The organism is Sphingobium sp. TomTYG72, assembly GCF_055394715.1.
In genome coordinates, this window is record NZ_AP027337.1 from 568,074 (window position 1) to 585,116 (window position 17,043).

A 17,043-nucleotide genomic window follows, 5' to 3' on the forward strand; every position below is an offset into this window, starting at 1 on the left:
TGAAGGAAGTTGTCATGCAGAATGATCCTGTCGTCATCGCTGGTTATGCCCGCACACCGATGGGTGGGTTCCAGGGGATATTCTCCCCTTTAAAAGCGACCGATCTGGGCGCGGCTGCGGTCAAGGCGGCAGTGGAGCGCGCGGGTGCGCCGGTGGACGCGATCGACCGTATCTATATGGGGTGCGTCCTGCCAGCGGGGTTAGGGCAGGCGCCCGCTCGGCAGGCGGCGTTGGGCGCGGGCCTTGGCCTCGACACGCAGGCGACTACCGTGAACAAGATGTGCGGTTCGGGCATGCAGGCCGCCATCATGGCGCAGGAAGCGTTGCAAGCAGGCGCTGCCGACCTGATCGTGGCGGGTGGCATGGAAAGCATGACGAACGCGCCCTATGCGCTGCCCAAGCACCGTTCCGGCGCACGCATTGGTCACGACCGGATCATCGACACGATGATGATGGATGGGCTGGAGGACGCCTATCAACCTGGCAAGGCAATGGGTGTCTTTGCCGAGGAGGCGGTGCGTGATTATCAGTTCACACGCGAGGAGCAGGACGGCTATGCGGTTCGATCGCTGGAGCGAGCGCAGGCGGCCATCGCGAGCGGCGCTTTCCGGCGCGAAATTGCGGGGGTGACGGTGCCCGGACGTGGCGGCGATACGTTGGTGGACACCGACGAGCAGCCGGGTAAGGCCCGTCCGGACAAGATTCCCTCGCTAAGGCCCGCTTTCGTTACTGATGGCACTATCACCGCGGCGAACAGTTCGTCCATCTCCGACGGGGCAGCGGCACTGGTGATGACGAGGCGCAGTGTGGCGGAGCGTATGGGTTTGCCGGTAATAGCCACGGTAGTGGCCAGCGCCGCACACGCCCATGAACCGGCGCGTTTTACGACCGCGCCAGTTCCGGCAATGCGTAAGTTGCTGGACAAGGCTGGCTGGTCCGTGGCCGACGTCGATCTGTTCGAGGTGAACGAAGCCTTCGCCGTTGTTGCGATGATTGCGGCCAAGGAACTCGGCATCCCCGCCGACAAGTTGAACGTGAATGGAGGAGCGACCGCGCTGGGGCATCCGATCGGGGCTTCGGGCGCGCGGATCATTGCCACTCTGCTGGGTGCGCTGGAGGAGCGCGGTCTCAAGCGCGGTGTGGCGAGCCTGTGCATCGGCGGTGGCGAAGCGACAGCGATGGCGTTTGAGCTCGCCTGACGCATTGGCGCCTTCCCTTTTCCGTGTAGCAACAATAAGCCTCTCGCCCTGAGATCAACTATCGAGAGGCAGGCGCTGGATGAAGGCGGTAGGATTCAGGCAAGGCGGCCCGCTGGAGCGGGAAGACTCGCTGATTGACATTGAAGTCGCCGATCCGTCGCCCGGCCCTCGCGATCTGCTGGTTCGTGTGCATGCTGTGTCCGTCAATCCGGTCGACACGAAAGTGCGCGGCGGCGCCAAGCCCGCTGCGGAGCCGATGGTTCTGGGCTATGACGCGGCGGGCGTGGTGGAAGCCGTCGGCTCTGACGTCACGCTTTTCGCGCCGGGTGACGACGTATTCTATGCTGGCACCATCAAGCGGCCGGGGACCAATTCGGAACTGCATGTCGTCGATGAGCGGATTGTCGGGCCAAAGCCGCGTTCCTTCGATTTCGCGCAGGCGGCGGCGCTGCCGCTGACCGGGCTTACGGCCTGGGAGCTGCTGTTCGATCGTTTACGTGTGTCACAGGGCGGGGGTGAAGGGCAGACCATCCTGATCGTCAACGGTGCTGGCGGCGTTGGTTCGATGCTGGTGCAATTCGCCCGGCAACTGACCAAGCTGCGCGTGATCGCTACCGCTTCGCGCCCGGAAACCATCGCCTGGGTGAAGCAGATGGGCGCGCATGATGTAATCGACCACCGCAAGCCCTTGAATGAAGGGCTAGCCGCGATCGGCGTCAGGGCTGTCAACTTCGTGGCAAGTCTGGCTGCGAGCGATCAGCATCTGCCAGCCTTTGCCCGCATCATCGCGCCTCAAGGAAGCCTGGCGGTTATCGATGATGTGAAGAGCTTCGACATCGTGGCTCTCCGGCAAAAGTCGATCACGGTCGCGTGGGAGGGTGTTTTCACGCGCTCCATCTACGAAACCCCGGACATGATTGAGCAGCATCGCATATTGTCCGAGATAGCGCGGCTGGTGGATGAAGGGGTTTTGCAGGGGACGATGACGCGTGATCTTGGCCCGATGAATGCTGCCAGCCTGAAGGCCGCGCATGGGCTGGTCGAAACGGGAGCGTCGATCGGGAAGATTGTTCTACGGGCTTAGAGCGGGCTCCATCGGCATCACGGGGCGATCAACCAAAAGAGAAAATGCATGGGACGAGGGGATGAGGAATTGAGCCACGAACATTCTGCCGTTGGGGGCGGCAGGGCCACTCTGCGGCAAGGTCATGTCGCGCTTGGCATATTTCTCGTCGCCTATATCCTTTCCTTTGTCGACCGGCAGATATTGAGCCTGATGGTCGAGCCGATCAAACAGGATCTGGGCCTTACCGATTTGCAGGTCGGATTATTGCAGGGATTGGCCTTTGCCATGCTGTATGCGGTGGTCGGGATTCCCATCGGAATGCTGGCTGACCGCATCAGTCGCCGACGGATCATCGCCGTGGGCGTTTTGTTCTGGAGCGCCTGCACAGCCCTTTGCGGCCTTGCCGGTAGCTACGCGCATCTGTTCATGGCGCGAATGGGGGTCGGCTTGGGAGAAGCCTCGCTTTCCCCTTCTGCCCATAGCTGGCTGAGCGATGCCTACCCGCCAGCCCAGCTTTCGCGAGCGATGGCAATCTATAATCTGGGCATCACCATTGGCGGTGGGCTAGCGCTGCTCGTCGGGGGAGCCGTTGTCGATATGGTGGCGGAACAGGGCGCGCTGGTTATGCCGGGCATTGGGCCGATGCCTACCTGGCGGGCAGCCTTCGTGCTTGTGGCCTTGCCCGGCCTGTTGGTGACGGCGCTGGTCTTCGTGGCCCGGGAACCGGCACGCCGTGCGGGGTGGGTGAAGGCGGGTATGCCGTTTCGCGCGGCACTGTCTCACCTGCGTGCGCATTGGCGGACATTCGCGGCGATCTATGCCAATTCCACGTTGCTGGGGACCATGGGTTATGGCCTGTCGGCATGGTATCCGACATTGCTCATCCGGACCTTTGACATGACGCCCGGGCAGGCTTCGCTTCGTCTGGGGCTGATCTACCTGCTGCTTGGGAGCCTGGGTTCCTTGGCGGGCGGTTTCGCGGCGGAGAGGCTTTCGCTGAAAGGCGTGCGCGACGCCAATTTGAGGATGACGATGATCCTCGCCTTTCTGTGCGTAATTCCAGCGACGCTTGCGCCGGTCATGCCTTCCTCAACGCTGCTGCTGCTGCTCTTTTCAGTGCTGACCTTCTGCTTCAACGGCTATTTCGGCTGCTCGCTGGCTGCGATCCAACTCGCGACGCCACCCAGCATGCGAGCGACCGGAGCCGCGCTGTTCCTTCTGGCAAATAGTCTCGTAGGCTTGTCGCTCGGAACAGCGATCGTGCCGTTGATCGACAACGCGTTGTTCGACGGCAACGGCCAGATCGGCCCCGCGCTGGCCACCGTGGGCCTATGTGCGTCGCTAATCGCCGCCCTCGCCGCATGGTCCGGATTGCGCAGCTATGCCGCAACCAAAGAGGCGATGGCGTGCGGCTGAGCGCAGCAAGTGCAGCGAACGATGTGATATTACTGATTATAGCGTTGGTTATACCTTGCGCGAAACGCCCCGTTTTCGGGACAATTCAAAGGTATGGAACCAATGCGCAAGTTTTGCGGACGGTTCGCAGCCGGAACCGTAGCCCTGCAAAGCTGGTTAGCGAGAAGCAGGTTATCCTGCAGTGCGACCCAAACTGCCCTGCCTTCTTTTCCGGAGGTGGGGCTTTTTGCGCTTCAGATCACACGGGGGATTGCAGCCCCGTGGCACGGTTCAGGCGACGGGCCGCAGATATTCAGGAAGTTCTTCCGCTAAGTGATTGCGGCACTCGGTCCGTGGCGAGGCGTTATAGGTGCTGAAGTTCTCAAGGGGCATGGCCGATCCGCAGAAACTGCATTCGGCAGTCATTCGCCCTATGATCCAATGTTGCCTGTCACATCCGGGACAATGATTGGGCTCATCCTCCCTATATAGGGGAGAGTAGCTATAGGTTGCCGACCAGCCCGTCGCGCTTTCCATCCGCATTGATTTGCCTCATCTTTTTTACGACCTTCCTTGTTAACGGAAGGCGAGGCGTTCAGTTGCATTGGCATCGGGACCGCCACTGGGCTTGGCGGCTGCGCGGCTTACTTGCTGATCAGGACAGGAATTTGATGATCGAGGAGAAATCCTGACCCGTTTCGCCCTTGTTGGCCAGCAACTGATAAAGGCTTTCCGCCTGCGCGCCCATGGGTACGCTGGCGTTGACGGAAGCCGCCGCTTCCAGCGCGAGCTTCAGGTCCTTGAGCATCAGGGCAACGGCAAAGCCGCCGTTATAACCGTTGTCCGCGGGGGATTGCGGACCAACGCCGGGCACCGGGCAGTAGCTTGTCATGGACCAGCTTTGTCCCGACGAAACGCTGGAAATGTCGTAGAAGGTCTGGGCGTCGAGCCCAATCTTCTCTGCCATGGCAAAGGCTTCGCATGTTGCGACCATGGTCGCGCCCAGCAGCATGTTGTTGCAGATCTTGGCCGCCTGGCCGTTGCCGTCACTACCGGCGTGGATCACCGCCTTGCCCATGGCGGACAGTATGGGCTTTGCCTTGGCGAAGGCTTCATCGTCGCCGCCCACCATGAAGGTTAGTGATCCCCCATTTGCAGCGGCGATCCCTCCAGAGACCGGCGCGTCGGCCATCCGGAAACCCTTCGCCTTCGCTGCGGCGATGACGCGGCGAGCGGTCGCCACGTCGATGGTCGAACAGTCGAGGAACAGCGCCCCTGCTTTTGCCGCGCCGAAAACCTCGTCATTATAGACCGCTTCGACATGCTTGCCAGCCGGTAGCATCGTGACCACTGCGTCAGCCCCCGCGACGGCTTCAGCCGCGCTGCTGGCACGGGTCGCGCCCGCCGCCTCGGCCTTTGCGAGGGCCGCGTCGGAAAGATCGAAGGCGCGCACGGCAAAGCCATTCTTGACGAGGTTGGCGGCCATTCCGCCACCCATGTTACCCAGGCCGATGAAGGCGATAGTCTCAGTCATGCCGACTTCCCTCTGTTGATTGTCTGGCCGCCTTCATGGGCGCAGCAGGTCGCGGGCAACGATCATGCGCATCACCTGATTAGTGCCCTCCAGGATCGAATGCACGCGCAGGTCGCGCCAGAAGCGTTCGACCGGATAGTCCATCAGATAGCCGTAGCCGCCATGCAGCTGCAACGCGCGGTCGGCGATGGAGGACCCGGCGTCCGTCGCGAGCCGCTTTGCCATGGCGGCGAAGCGGGTCTTGTCGGGCGCGTTCTCCGTCACCTTGACCGCCGCCATGTAGAGCAGCGCGCGGGCCGCCTGCAGCTCGGTTTCCATGTCCGCAAGGGTGAACTGCGTGTTCTGGAAATCGGCGATGGCTTGCCCGAACTGCTTGCGGTCATTGGTATAGGTGATCGCTTCGTCCAAGCAGCGCTGCGCACCGCCAAGCGAACAGGCGCCGATGTTGAGCCGTCCGCCGTCTAGGCCCATCATGGCAATGCGGAAGCCTTCGCCCTCAGCCCCCACGAGATTTTCCGCAGGCACGCGGACATTGTCGAAATTGACCTGCGCTGTCGGTTGCGAATGCCAGCCGAGCTTGCGTTCCTGCGCGCCGAAGCTGACGCCGGGCATGTCCTTTTCAATGACGAGGCAGCTGATGCCCTTGGGGCCTTCCTCGCCCGTGCGGACCATGGTGACATAGATGTCGTTCTCGCCGCCGCCGGAGATGAACTGCTTGGAGCCGGTGACGAGATAGTCGCTGCCGTCCTTCACGGCGCGGGTCTTGAGCGCGGCGGCGTCAGATCCCGATCCGGCCTCGGTCAGGCAATAGCTGCCCATCTGCTCCATCGGCACCATCGAGGGGAGATATTTGTCCTTGACCGGCTGGCCGCCGAAACGGTCGATCATCCAGGCGGCCATGTTGTGGATCGATATGAAGGCGCTGGTGGAAGGACAGCCATAGGCCATCGCCTCCATGATCAGCGCTGATTCCAGCCGCCCAAGGCCGATGCCGCCCGACTCTTCCGACACATAGATGCCGCCAAAGCCCAGCTCCGCCGCCGCGCGGATCGTGTCGCGCGGGAAGATGTGCTTTTCATCCCACTCGGCCGCGTAGGGCGTGATCGCGTCAGCGGTGAAGCGCCGCGCCATCTCCTGAATCTGGCGCTGGTCGTCGGTAAGGTCGAACTGTGTCATCATGCATCCTGTTGCGGCGATGGCGTGCCGCTGGCTTTTGCGGGAGAGCATGCGCTCTCCCCGCGCGGCTGTCACCCCATGGTGGGGATGACGAAGGCGCTGTCGCCCGACGCGCCGCCATCGGGCCAGCGCTGGGTGATCGTCTTCACCTTGGTCCAGAATTTGATGCCTTCCATGCCGTGCTGGTTGGTGTCGCCAAAGGCAGAGCGCTTCCAGCCACCGAATGTGTGATAAGCAACGGGCACCGGGATCGGCACGTTGATACCGACCATGCCGACATTCACCCGCGCCGCGAATTCGCGCGCGGCATGGCCGTTGCGAGTGAAGATCGCGACGCCGTTACCATATTGATGCTGGCTGGGCAGGGCGAGTGCGTCCTCGAAGCTTTCGGCGCGCACCATCTGCAACACGGGGCCGAAAATCTCTTCCTGATAGGTCCGCATGCTGGGCTTGACCTGATCGAACAGCGTCGGGCCGACGAAAAAGCCCTGCTCATGCCCCTGTAGGGTGAAGCCGCGGCCATCGACCACCAGCTCGGCGCCTTCATCGATACCCATCTGGATATAATTCTCGATCTTCGCCTTGTGCGCGGCGGTGACGACCGGGCCATAATGGGCCTCGGGATCGGTCGAAACGCCGACGCGCAGCGCCTGAATGGCGGGGATCAGCTTTTCGCGTAGGGCAAGGGCGGTCTTCTCGCCCACCGGCACCACGACCGGCAGCGCCATGCAGCGTTCGCCAGCCGAACCGAAGGCTGCGCCCGCGAGGTCGTTGACGACCTGATCCAGATCGGCGTCCGGCATGACGATGCCATGGTTCTTCGCGCCGCCCATCGCCTGCACGCGCTTGCCGTTATCGACCCCGCGCTTGTAGACATAATGGGCGATGTCGGAGGAGCCGACGAAGCTGATCGCGCCGATGTCCGGATGATCGAGGATGGCATCGACCATCTCCTTGTCACCCTGCACGACTTGCAGAATGCCTTCGGGCAAGCCGGCTTCAAGGAACAGTTCGGCGAGGCGCACGGGAACGGATGGATCGCGTTCGGAAGGCTTCATGATGAAGGCGTTGCCCGTCGCGATCGCCACGCCCGACATCCACAGCGGGATCATCGCGGGGAAGTTGAATGGCGTGATGCCAGCGCCAATGCCGATCGGCTGGCGCATGGAATAGACGTCGATGCCCGGACCTGCGCCCTGCGTATATTCGCCCTTCAGCGCATGGGGGATGCCACAGCAAAATTCGATGACTTCCAGCCCGCGCTGGATATCGCCGCGCGAATCCGCGATCACCTTACCATGTTCGGACGAAAGCAGATGCGCCAGCTCGTCCATATTCTTCTCGACCAGCGTCTTGAAGTTGAACATGACTCGGGCGCGCCGTTGCGGATTGACTGCCGCCCAGGCGGGCTGCGCCGCCTTCGCCGCCTCTACCGCACGGTCGAGGAGGGCGCGGTCGCCCAAGGCGACACGGGCCTGAACCTGCCCGTCATTAGGATTGAACACATCACTGTAGCGCGGCGCTTCGCTGTCATGAGCAAAGGCGAGCTTGTGGGAAATTTCGCGCATGGCATCCTCTCGATGAGATTTGCCTTATCATGCCGAAAGGCGATAATGCATTCAATTCCCCTTTGTTGCAGAGTTGATCTGCATTTTTGCATGGATAGCGTGTGATGTTCGATTGGGATGATTTGCGCATATTCCTGACGGTTGCGCGGCTGAAGAAGGTGGCTCCGGCGGCCCGGGCACTCGGCATTGATGCGACGACGATTTCCCGGCGCTTGGGGCGATTGTCGCAGGCGCTCGATGCGCAATTATTCGAACAGACTGGCGCGGAGAGGGCGCTGACGGAACATGGCGCCGCCTTGCTCCGTCATGCTGAAAGCATTGAAAGCGCGGCGATGTCCGCGATCGTCGATGTGAAGGGGGAGAGGCACAGTCTGAACGGGCAGGTGCGGCTGTCTGTTGCGGAGGGCTTTGGCCGGTGGATCCTGGCGCCTGCCATCCCCGAATTTCACGCGCGCCATCCGGGCATCCGGCTGGACGTGATTACCGCGTCGGGATTCCTAAATCCGTCGAAACGGGAAGCGGACATGGCGGTGATGCTGGCGCGGCCGCAGCGGGGGCATTTGGCGGTGCGAAAGCTGGCTGACTACAAGCTGCACCTTTATGCGTCGCCCGGCTATCTCGCGGCGCGGGGGGCTCCGGTGCCGCGCGAGCGGCTGCATGAGCATGTGCTGATCGGCTATGTGCCTGAGTTTCTCTACTCGCCGGAACTAGACTATCTGGACGAGGTCTATGCGGGACTGGAAGCGTCGCTCCGGTCGAGCAGCATCGGCATGCAGCGCCAGCTGATACTGGACGGCGCCGGGATCGGCGTGCTGCCGGACTTCATCGTCGCCGAGGATGAGAAGCTGGTCCGCCTTTTTCCAGAAGAGGTGGAGATTGTGCGCTCTTTTTGGCTGGTGACGCATCCGGAAATGACGAAGCTCGCCCGTATTCTCGCCGTGTCCGACATGCTGCGGGAAAGATCGGAAGAGCTGCTAGGCGGGGGCGCTTCGATCGGTTGATGCGCCCCGGCGAAGTTTGGCAAGTCAGGCGACCAGTCGTGGCTCGACCGGGTCCTGCGGCACGCCCTTGGGCGTTCCCACATCATAGACTCGGGTCAGCAGGCGAATGAAATTGGTGTCGTGCAGCGGATCGCTCGGCATCTCAAAGATCTCGCCCCGCGCGCGTAGGTCCTTCACGAATATCTCGAACGCCATGTCGGTCGTGATGTCATCGCTATGGTCGCGCGAAATACGGAGGTCGTTGAGATCGGTGTAAACCTGCGCATTCCAATGGAGCAGCAGGCGGAATTCCTGCTCGGGAATCTTGGCCACGACATCGTCGCCGGTCATGATCCGCCAGCCACCAGCGACGTCGGGATCAGCCGACATGGTCGAATTGATCGCGAGGCCCGCAGGTTTGCGCTGATCGACCGGGCCGCAGCCTTGAGCGGTGTGAAACATCATTTCATTTTCGACGACGACGCCGCGTCCCCACATCGGCGCTTCGAGGCAGACCGGATCATTTTGCGGCCCGTTCGGCCAATAGTGGAAGCCGCCGCCGATCGAACCCTGATAATACCAGGCGATGACCTGCGCCTTTTTCGCCTGCCAGCGCCGGAACAGCCCGGACTTGGCCATGATGTTGAGCAGCCAGATCGGGCAGTTGACCGCGTATAGTCCGCGAAAATGCGTGCCATCGACATGCGGCGATCCACCCGCCGAGCTTGGACCCTGAATGTTGAACATCAACTGGTCGCATTCGACATAGGGCGTGTTCCAATAAGCGCGCGCCATATCGAGGAACTTCTTGTTATAGAAGCAATCGTCCAGTTCCGGATAGCGATTGACGCCATTGTCGGCGAGGTAGCCTCGGAACACCGGGTTCATGAACATGTCCCAGGTGGGCGTGAAGCCTTCCGGAATGGAGCCGGTGGATGTCGCGATCACCTCCTCCGGCGAGGCGAAATATTGCGCCAGGATCAGGGACCAGGGGCCTTCCCGACGGATGACGTCCAGAACCCGCTGATGCTGATCTTCGGTATAGAGATTATCGACGATTCTGGGCGGCGCGACGGGCAGGAAAGTGGAAGCGACATCGGCGGGCATAGGCTCTCTCCAGCAAGCAATTTCCCGGCGCGAACGGCAGGGTCTGAAGACGGGAATATCCCATCACCGCTTCGCTGGCAACAATTTCCGAAAATATGTTCGACTATTCGCCGCGCCGTGTGGCCACTCCGTCGAGCACTAGCGCCAGCGTGGTGCGCCAACGGGGGAGGGCGGTATCGGCATAGCGGTCAGGATGCGTGGCGATGACCGGTACGTCTTCCGCCGAACGCTGCCTGATCGAGGAGCGCACGGCTTCGCGATATTCCGCTTCGCCGCCTGCAACCGCACGGGCGTAGGAAGAGAGGAATGCGCCGCCCAGCACGATGAGGTCGATGGAACGCAGCAGGTCCAACGCGTCGGGCAGGTCGAACCCGCGTGCCAGCATGACTTGCAGCCATTGTTCCGAACTGTCGATCTCGACCGCTGGTCCCAGATTGCCGCTGACGAGGGTGGACACAAGCTGCCCTTCTTCCACAAGCTTGTGCAGCGCTTCAGCATATTGGGTGGCATATTCGCGCCAGGATTGGCCCTCATCCTCCGGGAAGGCGGCGGCCCCTGAAGCACGCTGCGCTGCAAGTCGCACCAGCTCCTTGCGGCCGGTGACATAGGTGTACAGCACCGCTGGGCGGACGCCGAGCCGATCGGCGAGCGCCGCGATCCTGAGGCCATCGAGCCCCATTTCGATCGCAGCGTCGAGGATTTGAGCCAAGGTCAACCGGCGCGGCCGACCAACAGCGCGGGGAGTGGGTGGCGGCCCCTCCACCTTAACAGAGGAAGATTCAAGATTTTCGCTGCTCATGGCCTGACCCATAGCGTTCGAAGGATCAGCCGTCGATCCGGCTCCATGAGGCAACACAGCCGACGAGGATGATCGATCCGCATAATTATGCGCGCTTCGCGACATAAAATAGGGCTGATGACGCACCGGCCCATGGGGTAGGCATCGGTGGGCATGCGCTTCTACCTTCGACGCTACGGGCGATGACTTCAATGGCCTCCAACTCTTTTGAACATCTTCTTTCCCCCGGCCGGATCGGCCGCATGGAATTGGGCAACCGCATCGCCGTGACGGCTATGGGCGCGAGCCTTGCCGAAGCCGATGGCCACTGCGGCGAGCGGATCATTCGCTATCATGAGGAGCAGGCGAAGGGCGGCGTCGGCCTCATCATCACCGGTGTCGCGGGCGTGGCCTGGCCGGTGGGCGGCAATCAGGTCAACCAGATCGCGATTTCCGATGATCGTTTCCTGCCGGGACTGACTGCGCTCGCGGAGGCGGTCCACAAACATGGGGCCAAGATCGCTCCGCAAATCCATCATGGCGGCCTTGTTGCGATGGAGGACATGCTGGGCGGACGCCCGGTCTGGTGCCCGTCGCTGCCCGAGGCGCCGGAAGGTGACTTTACCGAGGCGTTCCTTCTTGAAGAACTCGCCGTCGCGCCGTTCAGCAAGATCCAGAGCGTCAGCTTCAAGGAAATGACGCTTGAGGACATTCAGACGGTCATTGGCCAGTTCGCCGCTGCGGCAGACCGGGCAAGGCGCGCCAGGTTCGATGGCGTCGAAATCCATGGCGGGCACGGATATCTTCTGTCCTCCTTCATCTCGCCCAAATCGAACCAGCGTACGGACGCCTATGGCGGGCCGCTGGAAAACCGAGTCCGCATTTTGACCGAGGTTATTCAGGCGGTGCGCCAGGCCGTGGGTCCTGACTTCCCCGTCTGGTGCAAGCTGGATTCGCGCGAAGTCGGGAAGAAGGGCGGTTTGACGATCGAAGACGCGGCCCAGGTCGCGCGCATGGCCGAAGCGGCAGGCGCCGACGCGATTACGGTCACGGCCTATCACGACACGGCGCAGGGTAAGCTGCACTCCGGGTCGCACACGCCGCACGAACCTGCGGTGAACCTTCCCTATGCCGCGCAGATCAAGGCTGCGGTCAGCATTCCGGTCATCGCGTCCGGCCGGATCGAGCCTGAGGTCGGCGACAAGGCGATCGCGAACCGGCAGATCGACTTTGTCTCCATGGGCCGCAAGTTGCTGGCTGATCCGCACCTGCCGCGCAAGCTGACCGAAGGGCGAGCGGCCGATGTCCTGCCCTGCATCTACTGCTATACCTGCATCAGCGCCATCTATGTGTGCGATCCGCTGCGGTGCGCGGTCAATCCCGAGACCGGTCTTGAATATCTGCGTTTGGACGTACCTTCGTCCGCGTCCAAGCGTTTCGTCGTGATCGGCGGCGGACCGGGCGGGATGGAAGCGGCGCGCAGGCTGGACGCCTTGGGGCATCAGGTCATCCTGTTCGAACAGGGCGAATTGCTGGGCGGAACGTTGCGCTTCGCGGCGCTGGCCTATCCGGCGAATGAGCGGTTGCTCGACTGGCTGCAACGGCAGATCGCCTCGTCCAAGGTCGATGTGCGGCTGCGCACGCAGGCGACGCCGGAGCTGTTGAAAACGCTTCAGCCTGATGCGGTCGTCGTCGCCACGGGGGCGGTGCGCGGCATGCCGGACATTCCTGGCAATGATCTGAGCCATGTCTTCTCCGGCGATGACATGCGCCGGATGATGCTTGGCCAAAGTTCCAATGAATTGAAGCGTAAGACCGGGTTGCTGACCCGAACGGCGACGAAGCTCGGCTCCATGATGGGCATGACCGCCAATCTCGATTTCGTGCGCAAGGCGACGCACCAATGGATGCCGCTCGGCAAGCGGATCGTCATCATCGGGGGCGAACTGGTCGGCCTGGAGCTGGCGGAGTTTCTGAATGAACGTGGACGCCAGGTGGTGGTGGTGGACGATGCGCCGCGATTTGGCGCGGGTCTGACGATCGTCCGCCGGATGCGGTTGCTGGCGGAACTGAACGAACATGGCGTTCAGCTCTATCCGGCGTCGAGCGCCATCCGGATCGAGCGCGATGCTGTCCGCTTCATGGACAAGGGCGGAACGGAGCAGGTCGCCGCTGCCGACCATGTGATCGTGGCGAAGGGCGCGACGGGCGAACTGACGCTCGCCGGTCAATTGCAAGCACAGGGCTTTACCGTTCACGTCGTCGGCGATGCCAATGGGGTTGGCTATATCGAAGGCGCGATGCGCGGCGCCGCGCAGGCGGTTGGCGCAATAGCCGGGTGAATGCCCAGCCCGTATCCACACGGAACCAGCGGGAGAATGTGCGCTGTGGTCCGCAAATATCGATTATCGAGGACATATGAACCGTACTGATACACGCCTTTCCTTTCAGGATGCGGAGCCTGCCCCGTCAGGCGGCGGCAACGGGACGCGCGGGAAGAAGGGGCGTCGTGGCTTGCGCCGTGCTGCGCTGATCGGTGTTGGCGCTGTCGCGGTGCTGGGCGGAGGATATTGGGCCTATAGCGCCAACCTGTTCCGCCCCGCGCCAGCGATCGATTATTCCGGGCCGACGGCGGGCTGGAGCTATTATGGCGGGGACGCGGGCGGGACGCGCTATTCGCCGCTGACGCAGATCACGCCTGACAATGTCTGGGCGCTGAAGCCTGCCTGGACCTATCATATCGGCATGGTCACGGCGCCGGAGCCGCTTTCCCCGACATTCCAGGCGACGCCGATCATTGCGGAAAACCGGCTTTATCTCTGCTCCGGCAATGGCCGCATCGCGGCGGTTGACCCGGAGACTGGTAACGAAATCTGGGCGAAGCAGCCAAGCTCGGACAATTTCAGCACCTATCTGCTGAACTGCCGTGGCGTCACCTATGCGCGGGACGAAAGCGTGCCAGCGGGCGCGGAATGCGCGGGACGGATTTTTGCCGGGACGCTGGACGGGCGGCTGGTGGCGCTCGATTCCGCCACGGGTCGCGAGTGCCGTTCTTTCGGGCAAAATTCCGTGGTCGATCTGAAGCCGGGTCTGGGCAAGATAGAGCGGGGCGACTTATCGATCTCTTCACCGCCCGTCGTGATCGGCAATGCCATCGTCGTCAACGGACGGCTGACCGACAATATGCGGGTCGATATGCCCGCTGGAGCGATCCGGGCGTTCGATATTCATTCGGGCAAGCCCCTCTGGTCCTGGAACGGCCTGCCGCCGGGGATGAGCGATGCGCAGAACGCGCCGAAGGGCGAGCAGTTCGTGCGGAGGACGCCTAATAGCTGGGCGCCGATGGCGGTCGATCCCAAGCTCAACCTTGTCTATGTGCCCATGGGCAACGCGCCGCCCGACCATTATGCCGCCAACCGGGCGGGCCTCGACTATTATGCAAGTTCGGTCGTGGCGCTCGATGGGACGACCGGTCAGGTCAGGTGGCGGTTCCAGACGGTTCATAACGACGTGTGGGATTATGACATCCCCGCGCAGCCGGTGCTGTTCGACCTGCCAATGGCGACCGGGTCTGTCCCGGCGCTCGCGCAGACCACGAAGGTCGGGCATATCTTCATTCTCGACCGGCGCACCGGCAAGCCGATCTTCCCTGTGATCGAACGCCCTGTGCCGCAGGAAGGCAAGGTGCCGGGCGAAAAGCTGTCGCCGACCCAGCCTTTCCCCGCCAATCCGGCGTTCATCATCCGCGATCCGGACCTGCGCGAAGAAGATATGTGGGGCTTTACCCCCTATGACAAATATAAGTGCCGGGAGTTGTTCCGGTCAGTGAACTATAAGGGCGTCTTCACGCCGCCCTCGACAAAAGGCTGGCTTCAATGGCCAAGCTTTGAGGGAGCGTCCAACTGGGGTGGCGTAACCGTCGATCCACAGCGGGGCATCCTGATCGCCAACACGACGCAGGTGGGCGCGATCATGAAGCTGATCCCGCAGGCCGAGATCGCGTCCCGCACCGCCGCCGGGGAAGCGATCCTGCCGACCAAGGGCGCGCCCTACGGTCTGCAGTTGAAGCCCATGCTCTCGCCCTTCGGCGCGCCGTGCAACCGGCCGCCCTGGGGCCGCCTGACCGCGATCGACCTGAAGGCTGGCAAGACGCTGTGGAACGTGCCGCTTGGCACCACGCGCGACCAGGCACCGCCGCCCATGTGGCTGAAGCTTGGCGTGCCGAACCTTGGCGGCAGCGTCGCCACGGCTTCGGGACTGGTGTTCCTTGGCGCGACCACGGACAATTATCTGCGGGCCTATGACATTGCGTCCGGCAAGGTCGTCTGGCGCGTTCGCTTGCCAGCGGGCGGGCAGGCCACGCCTATGACCTACCGGCTGAAGAAAGATGGCCGACAATATGTCGTGATCGCGGCGGGCGGGCACAAATTCCTGGGCACGAAGCTGGGCGATTCACTCGTCGCCTATGCCTTGCCGAAATAAGCTCGGGCGGGCGGTGGCCGATCAATCTTGTCGCCGCCGCCGCGTCTTTCCAATAAGAGGGCGCAAAGACTCGCCACGCACATGGCGCGGCGGATGGAGAGCGCAGCAGTGCACGAATATGTCACCTGGACAGAGGAGCGTCTTGCCACGTCTCGCATTCCCGGTGTCGTCGTTCGGCTGAACCTGCCGCACGGAGGGAGTTTCCCACAGCATCTCGCAGGACGGGAGCCTACTCATCAGGTCGGCATGTGGACGTCGAGCATTTACAGGCCGCGCGGCCGGTTTCGCTACGCTACCCAGTCCCACTATCAGGAATTGAAGCAGGCCACCTTTGTCCCAGCCGATATCGACTGGATCGCCGAAGTCGAAAATTCCGGTCCTCTCAAACCCGCAATCTTCTGCGATTTCGAGAAGGAATATTTCAACGAGACCACGGGCATAGAGCCGCTCAACCATGTCGAGCAGCTACTATATTGCGAGAATGGGAACGTCTCTCAACAGGCGTTGAAGCTTCTTGCGGATGAGCTTCGCGCGCCCGGCTTTTCGCATGCCGTGAAGGTGGATTCCCTGTGCCGGTTGATCCTCGTGGAATTGGTGCGGCAGCTTGACGATACGCACATCAATGCGCGCGCTGGCAAGGGTGGAAAGCTCGCATCATGGCAGCTTCGCCGGATCCGCGATATCGTGGAAGCCATCGAAGGACGGCCAATCACCGTCCGCCAATTGGCCGATGAATGCGGTATCAGCGCGCCGCATTTGCGTCGCCTGTTCAAGGCCAGCACGGGAACTTCCGTCAGCGCCTATGTCGATGGCATTCGCCTCGAAAGGGCAAAGACGCTCCTCGCCGACCGATCGCTTCCCTTGAAAGGGATAGCGCACCGTCTGGGTTTCGCAAATGCCAGCGCCTTTTCAGCGGCATTCAAGCGCGAGGCGGGAAGCAGCCCGAACAGATATCGTCAGCAGATCGCATCCTGACGTCGCGAGTTGTCTAACGGCCTGTCGGCGCCGTCAGCACAACGGGTCCAGAAATGCTGTGCAGCTTTGCGTGGTAAGAAGGAACGCCTGGACCCAAGACGCGTTTGCGTCCTGAATTTCAGGGAGAATGAACATGGCGCGTATCACGTCGATGATCCTGGTCGCAGGGTTGACGCTGGCGGCCTGTAATCAGGCGAGTGAGCAGCGCAATGCCGACGCACTGAATGCGGCGAAGAACGTTGCTGAAAATGCTGGCGACAGGATCGAGAATGGGGCGGAGAACGCGATCGAGGCATTGAAACCAACCCCTGATGCGCAGGATTTCGTGAACCTTGCAGCCAGAAGCGATGCGTTCGAGATCGCGGCTGCGAAGCTGGCCTCGGCCAACGCCACGTCCGCTGAGGTAAAGGCCTTCGCCCTTCAGATGATCAAGGCTCATTCAGAGTCTACTGCGAAGATCAAGTTGGCAGCGGGCAAGGCACGGCCTGCCGTCATACCGAACCCCGATCTTACCCTTGGGCAGAAGAAGGATTTGGACGAACTGCGGCAGAAAAAGGGCGCGGCGTTTGACGAAGAATATATCGATGGCCAGGTCGATGCGCATGAGGACGCGCTTGCGCTGATGCGTTCCTATGCGTCGGGCGGGACGGACGCGGCGCTGAAGGCGGCAGCGGGCGAGATCGCTCCGGTAGTAGAGGGACATTTGAAAATGGCGCGGGCGCTGGAGAGCAAGACTGATAAGTGATCGCCGCTATCGGTTAAGGCGCAGTCTTCGTTCAAAGC

13 protein-coding genes are annotated in these 17,043 nt (G+C 62.0%); 8 read left to right on the forward strand and 5 right to left on the reverse strand.

Annotated features, from left to right (window positions below; genetic code table 11):
* Positions 1-14: 14 nt before the first annotated feature.
* The 3 genes from ACZ5U1_RS16070 to ACZ5U1_RS16080 all read left to right on the forward strand — a co-directional run bounded on the left by ACZ5U1_RS16070 (position 15) and on the right by ACZ5U1_RS16080 (position 3,681).
* The gene (locus tag ACZ5U1_RS16070) at positions 15-1,199 is read left to right on the forward strand and encodes an acetyl-CoA C-acyltransferase (RefSeq protein ID WP_464780142.1); all 1,185 of its coding nucleotides are present in this window, start codon (positions 15-17) and stop codon (positions 1,197-1,199) included.
* 79 nt (positions 1,200-1,278) lie between these two features.
* Positions 1,279-2,283 (forward strand): zinc-binding alcohol dehydrogenase family protein, encoded by a 1,005-nt coding sequence (locus ACZ5U1_RS16075; RefSeq protein WP_464780143.1) that lies wholly within the window; start codon positions 1,279-1,281, stop codon positions 2,281-2,283.
* 48 nt (positions 2,284-2,331) lie between these two features.
* Positions 2,332-3,681: an MFS transporter gene (locus ACZ5U1_RS16080; protein WP_464780144.1), complete on the forward strand. Its 1,350-nt coding sequence runs from the start codon at positions 2,332-2,334 to the stop codon at positions 3,679-3,681.
* A 634-nt stretch (positions 3,682-4,315) separates the two neighbouring features.
* On the opposite strand, the gene mmsB is transcribed toward ACZ5U1_RS16080, so the two are convergent.
* The 3 genes from mmsB to ACZ5U1_RS16095 form a co-directional block, all read right to left on the reverse strand.
* The gene (gene mmsB, locus ACZ5U1_RS16085; protein ID WP_464780145.1) at positions 4,316-5,194 is read right to left on the reverse strand and encodes a 3-hydroxyisobutyrate dehydrogenase; all 879 of its coding nucleotides are present in this window, start codon (positions 5,192-5,194) and stop codon (positions 4,316-4,318) included.
* Positions 5,195-5,227: 33 nt separating this feature from the next.
* The gene (locus ACZ5U1_RS16090; RefSeq protein WP_464780822.1) at positions 5,228-6,370 is read right to left on the reverse strand and encodes an acyl-CoA dehydrogenase family protein; all 1,143 of its coding nucleotides are present in this window, start codon (positions 6,368-6,370) and stop codon (positions 5,228-5,230) included.
* 71 nt (positions 6,371-6,441) lie between these two features.
* Positions 6,442-7,938, reverse strand: coding sequence for a CoA-acylating methylmalonate-semialdehyde dehydrogenase (locus ACZ5U1_RS16095; RefSeq protein WP_464780146.1), 1,497 nt, complete (start codon positions 7,936-7,938; stop codon positions 6,442-6,444).
* Between the two features lie 104 nt (positions 7,939-8,042).
* Here ACZ5U1_RS16095 and ACZ5U1_RS16100 point away from each other — a divergent pair, with 104 nt between their 5' ends.
* Positions 8,043-8,939: a LysR family transcriptional regulator gene (locus ACZ5U1_RS16100; RefSeq protein WP_464780147.1), complete on the forward strand. Its 897-nt coding sequence runs from the start codon at positions 8,043-8,045 to the stop codon at positions 8,937-8,939.
* Positions 8,940-8,963: 24 nt separating this feature from the next.
* Here the strand turns inward: ACZ5U1_RS16100 and ACZ5U1_RS16105 are convergent, their stop codons facing one another.
* Both ACZ5U1_RS16105 and ACZ5U1_RS16110 read right to left on the reverse strand, forming a co-directional pair.
* Positions 8,964-10,025 carry a hypothetical protein gene (locus ACZ5U1_RS16105; RefSeq protein WP_464780148.1) on the reverse strand — a complete coding sequence of 354 codons (1,062 nt, stop codon included), beginning with the start codon at positions 10,023-10,025 and terminating at the stop codon, positions 8,964-8,966.
* 103 nt (positions 10,026-10,128) lie between these two features.
* Complete coding sequence (locus ACZ5U1_RS16110; RefSeq protein ID WP_464780149.1) at positions 10,129-10,824, reverse strand: TetR family transcriptional regulator; 696 nt, start codon at positions 10,822-10,824, stop codon at positions 10,129-10,131.
* A 191-nt stretch (positions 10,825-11,015) separates the two neighbouring features.
* On the opposite strand from ACZ5U1_RS16110, the gene ACZ5U1_RS16115 reads away from it, so the two are divergent.
* The 4 genes from ACZ5U1_RS16115 (at position 11,016) to ACZ5U1_RS16130 (ending at position 17,005) form a co-directional block, all read left to right on the forward strand.
* On the forward strand, positions 11,016-13,145 hold the full coding sequence (locus ACZ5U1_RS16115) for an oxidoreductase (protein ID WP_464780150.1): 2,130 nt from the start codon (positions 11,016-11,018) through the stop codon (positions 13,143-13,145).
* A gap of 76 nt (positions 13,146-13,221) precedes the next feature.
* Positions 13,222-15,285 (forward strand): pyrroloquinoline quinone-dependent dehydrogenase, encoded by a 2,064-nt coding sequence (locus ACZ5U1_RS16120; protein ID WP_464780151.1) that lies wholly within the window; start codon positions 13,222-13,224, stop codon positions 15,283-15,285.
* Between the two features lie 93 nt (positions 15,286-15,378).
* Positions 15,379-16,260: a helix-turn-helix transcriptional regulator gene (locus tag ACZ5U1_RS16125; RefSeq protein ID WP_464780152.1), complete on the forward strand. Its 882-nt coding sequence runs from the start codon at positions 15,379-15,381 to the stop codon at positions 16,258-16,260.
* 133 nt (positions 16,261-16,393) lie between these two features.
* On the forward strand, positions 16,394-17,005 hold the full coding sequence (locus ACZ5U1_RS16130; RefSeq protein WP_464780153.1) for a DUF4142 domain-containing protein: 612 nt from the start codon (positions 16,394-16,396) through the stop codon (positions 17,003-17,005).
* Positions 17,006-17,043: the final 38 nt, after the last annotated feature.

What these genes read in the sequence shown, in the direction of transcription:
- ACZ5U1_RS16110 (WP_464780149.1), bottom strand. Translation starts at nt 10,824, where the DNA reads ATGAGCAGCGAAAATCTTGAATCTTCCTCTGTTAAGGTGGAGGGGCCG.
- ACZ5U1_RS16100 (WP_464780147.1), top strand. Translation starts at nt 8,043, where the DNA reads ATGTTCGATTGGGATGATTTGCGCATATTCCTGACGGTTGCGCGGCTG.
- mmsB (WP_464780145.1), bottom strand. Translation starts at nt 5,194, where the DNA reads ATGACTGAGACTATCGCCTTCATCGGCCTGGGTAACATGGGTGGCGGA.
- ACZ5U1_RS16090 (WP_464780822.1), bottom strand. Translation starts at nt 6,370, where the DNA reads ATGACACAGTTCGACCTTACCGACGACCAGCGCCAGATTCAGGAGATG.
- ACZ5U1_RS16070 (WP_464780142.1), top strand. Translation starts at nt 15, where the DNA reads ATGCAGAATGATCCTGTCGTCATCGCTGGTTATGCCCGCACACCGATG.
- ACZ5U1_RS16130 (WP_464780153.1), top strand. Translation starts at nt 16,394, where the DNA reads ATGGCGCGTATCACGTCGATGATCCTGGTCGCAGGGTTGACGCTGGCG.
- ACZ5U1_RS16095 (WP_464780146.1), bottom strand. Translation starts at nt 7,938, where the DNA reads ATGCGCGAAATTTCCCACAAGCTCGCCTTTGCTCATGACAGCGAAGCG.
- ACZ5U1_RS16080 (WP_464780144.1), top strand. Translation starts at nt 2,332, where the DNA reads ATGGGACGAGGGGATGAGGAATTGAGCCACGAACATTCTGCCGTTGGG.
- ACZ5U1_RS16105 (WP_464780148.1), bottom strand. Translation starts at nt 10,025, where the DNA reads ATGCCCGCCGATGTCGCTTCCACTTTCCTGCCCGTCGCGCCGCCCAGA.
- ACZ5U1_RS16115 (WP_464780150.1), top strand. Translation starts at nt 11,016, where the DNA reads ATGGCCTCCAACTCTTTTGAACATCTTCTTTCCCCCGGCCGGATCGGC.
- ACZ5U1_RS16125 (WP_464780152.1), top strand. Translation starts at nt 15,379, where the DNA reads ATGGAGAGCGCAGCAGTGCACGAATATGTCACCTGGACAGAGGAGCGT.
- ACZ5U1_RS16120 (WP_464780151.1), top strand. Translation starts at nt 13,222, where the DNA reads ATGAACCGTACTGATACACGCCTTTCCTTTCAGGATGCGGAGCCTGCC.
- ACZ5U1_RS16075 (WP_464780143.1), top strand. Translation starts at nt 1,279, where the DNA reads ATGAAGGCGGTAGGATTCAGGCAAGGCGGCCCGCTGGAGCGGGAAGAC.